General features: G+C 54.4%; 3 protein-coding genes. All 3 read right to left on the bottom strand.

All coding sequences use genetic code 11. The features are described from left to right. On the bottom strand, positions 1-1,061 hold a 1,061-nt coding region (locus tag HJG40_RS06135; protein ID WP_215863373.1), incomplete at its 3' end, for a glycosyltransferase. Between the two features lie 4 nt (positions 1,062-1,065). Then, on the bottom strand, positions 1,066-2,499 hold the full coding sequence (locus HJG40_RS06130; RefSeq protein ID WP_215863372.1) for a glycoside hydrolase 100 family protein: 1,434 nt from the start codon (positions 2,497-2,499) through the stop codon (positions 1,066-1,068). Positions 2,500-2,580: 81 nt separating this feature from the next. Continuing rightward, the coding region (locus HJG40_RS06125) for a PfkB family carbohydrate kinase (RefSeq protein ID WP_215863371.1) at positions 2,581-3,411 on the bottom strand (831 nt) is incomplete at its 5' end.

Below are 3,411 nucleotides of genomic sequence, written 5' to 3'. Positions count from 1 at the left end.
CCCCCCCCCAGGCCTGCCGCCCAGCGATAAAGATCAGGGACGTCATCAGGGTGATGGCTGCGAGGATAGGCGACTCTTCCGTAAAGATCATAACGATCAATCAATAACAAAATTTCCGTCAATACCCGCCGTGGACCGGCAGCCATGTCACGAATGTCTTCGCGTGTTCCGGCCACAATCACCAGATTGGCCTGCGCCTGCAAATCCGGATTTTGACCGTAAGCATGTATCAAACCGGCAATATTTTTGCGTTCGTCGGGGCGGGACAGGGCAAGAATAGGTGGCTTTTGTGGTTCTCTTAAAAACCGATGCAATTCTGTGCTAATGGGCGGCGGGGGTTGAGGGCCGGGTTCGAAGCGGGAAAGATTAACCCCTGGCGGAATCACCCGCATCCGCTCAGGATTAGCCCAATTGTACATCCCGTATTGTCTGTCGATCTCGTCCTGGGTGCTGGTGATGATCAGGGAGGCAGCCGCCAGAATTTCTTCCTCAATGCGGATACGCTGGGACAACCGGTATTTTTCTTCCAGGCTGCGCTCAGACTCTCCAGAGGCCAAAAGGCTCTGGCGCTTGCTGCGCCCGAGGGAATGTCCGGTATGCACCAGAGGCACACCGAGTTGTAAGGCCAGGCGCATGCCCACATAGCCCGCGTCGGCGTAGTGAGAATGAATAAGACTGGGAGATTGCTGGCGCAGATACTCCATGGCGTGATCACTAAAGCCATCCAGATGGGGCCACAAGGCTTCTTTGGGCAAGTATTCGTCAGGTCCGGCCGGAAAACGCATAATATGCGCCTTGGGCAAGTCAGGCAGGGTCTCGTCTGCTCGGGCGTAATCATCAGCGACGTGCGTATCCTGAATCCTCCGGGTGAGCAGATCGACCCTTCCGACCCGAGGATGCGCGGCAAGTGCGCGCAACAGTTCGACGACATAGAGAATCTGACCACCCGTATCCGCATCGCGGCCCAGTTCCAGATTCTGGCCGCGAATCAGTCCATGAAGGCTGATTAGTACCAGATGGAGCTGGGCTGATTCCGGCTTACTTTTCGGGCGATCTTCCATTTACTTATTCCTCTGCACTCTCCACATCTTCGTCCAGTTTTTCATCGAATCCCAGCCGCTCCAGAAGACTCGGCTCATCCAGGAAATAGCGGGCAAGCAGTAGTCCTGCGGCGCTCCACACTTGTCCAATATTGGCCCGACGGCCTACCAGACGTCCCAGTCGTCCGTCATAATATTCCGGCCAACGGTCGGCAAGCAGGCGTGGCTCAACCATTTGCCAGGCCCGTTCCGCCAAATCCATGCGTCCGGCCTTTATGGTTGCTGCCACCAAGGGCCAGATCATGACCGGCCAATTACCACCATTGTGGTAGGACCAGGGGATATTTTTTGGGTCAGACCCCGTGATCAGCCGCCATTCATCCCCCTCAACAGCGGGATAAACGAGTTTCATGGGGACCCGTCCCAGCAAATCATTCCAGCGCTGCTCTATCAAGTTGGTCAGCGCCCGTGCCTGAGTAGCCGACGCCATGCCCGTAGCCAACATCAAAAGGTTTCCCTGGGCAAAAAAACGAAAATCCATGCGCCCCGGCCCCAGATTTCCGACGAAGAAGCCGGCACCGTCGGGAAGCCAGTCCTGAACCCAAAGCGGAATGGATTCCGGGTGGATATTGAAAAGATTTTCAATATCGACTCCGAGCATTTCCGTTTCAAAGCGATAAATCTGGTTCAGCACGTCCATATCCAGCCAGTAATACTGCTGTACATAAGAACGCAATACGTTTCTGCGGCGCTGTGCCAAATCCACCAACCATTGACTGCCCTGCTCCGGAAGTAAGAGGGAAGCACAACGCAGGGTAGCATTGAACAGCGCCTGGATTTCGATGGGATGACCATTGACGCCCATACGTCGATCAATCATGAAGGAGGCATCAGGAACCAGCAGGGTCGGAAAGACCTCAAAACGACTCTGCAAACACAGACTCAGAATCATCCGCAACATGCGCTGGATTTCGGGGCTGTGGGCAAAATCCAGGTCCCCTGTATACTGCACATAGGCATGCAGGAGCATGGACCACCACATCATTGAGTCCACCGGGGCTACGCGGCCAATGGCCCGATCACCAAAGTCTGCCAGTACCTCCTCTTCTCCACGGTCATTATGCTGCACGCGAAACGAGGCCGGCATAACCCCGGGAGCAATCTGCTGGCCTTCAAGCTCTTCCTGTTGTCCTCTAAGCTGCATAATCAGATGCAGGAAAGAGCGGACAACGTCAGCCCGATTTTCCAGCAGCAGAATCAATCCAACGGGGAAAAAGTCCCGTACGAAGCAATCCGCATAATTTTCTGCAGGAGCCTTGGGGTCGACGCTGGCCGCCGTACCCACCAGTTGTCCTTCATAGAAAATGCCAGCAGCCTCAATCAGTCGATAGGCGTCATCCAGAGCCGGACTGACGCCATGGTATCTGGGTTTAGTGAAACAAGGTTCATTCTCGGCCAAAGGCTTTTCTCCTCTTTGAGTTTCTCAAACGCCGAGTAAGCTGTTATTTCGGGCTGGCGCTTTAACATCCGTTCAGAAAATTTATTCGCCGGATGTCCAGCGACTCCGAAACGATTCATAAAAATCCAGGGAATCCGGAGTCGCACCTTGCAAAGCGCAAACTGCAGCCGCCAATTCCCCACCCCGGCGAAGGCGTAATTCCGGGCTTTCACCCTGCAGCAAACTCCATAACCAGGCGGCGGCAAATGCATCACCCGCTCCTACCGTATTCACCAGATTATTTACCGGTTCAGCAACCGCTTCATAAAAGTCGTCATGATCCCAGTAGGCAGAGCCTTCCGGTCCACAAGTCAGCAACACAGACTCCAATGAAAAATGGTCAGCGAAAACCCGCATCTTGTCGCATAATGCAGGCTCGGATCGCAGCGAATAAACGGCCAGTAAAGTTTCTAATTCATCTGCGTTACATTTCAGTATAGATGAACCGGTCAGTAACGGGGCAAGCGTGTCCGGCGTCCACCAGGGCGCCCGTAAATTGATATCCAGAAATCGCCTGTTACTGGTGGCCACAAGTTCCAGCAAGGTTTGCCGGGATGTAGCGTTTTCCCGCGAGGCCAGAGAGCCATGATAAAGCCAGGAAACAGGTTCAGGTACTTTTTCGGGGAATGGAATGTAGTCATAGGCCTGATGGGGTAGAATTTCGAAGCGATGACCCTCTATCGGGTCAGGTAGCACTTCCACACGCCCGGTCGGCAACGTCTTACTGACCGCCACCCCTGACAAGGGCATCTGCCATTGCCGCATGTGATCCAGGATATTCCTGCCATTGATGTCATCGCCCACCTGACTGATAAAAATTGCGGGCACTCCCAAGCCGTGCAAATGACGCGCCACATTAAAGGGCGCCCCCCC

This window comes from Acidithiobacillus concretivorus (genome assembly GCF_018853445.1).
Classification (GTDB): domain Bacteria; phylum Pseudomonadota; class Gammaproteobacteria; order Acidithiobacillales; family Acidithiobacillaceae; genus Acidithiobacillus; species Acidithiobacillus concretivorus.
The sequence above is the reverse complement of the archived record's forward strand: the minus strand, read 5'-3'. Positions and strand labels throughout refer to the sequence as shown.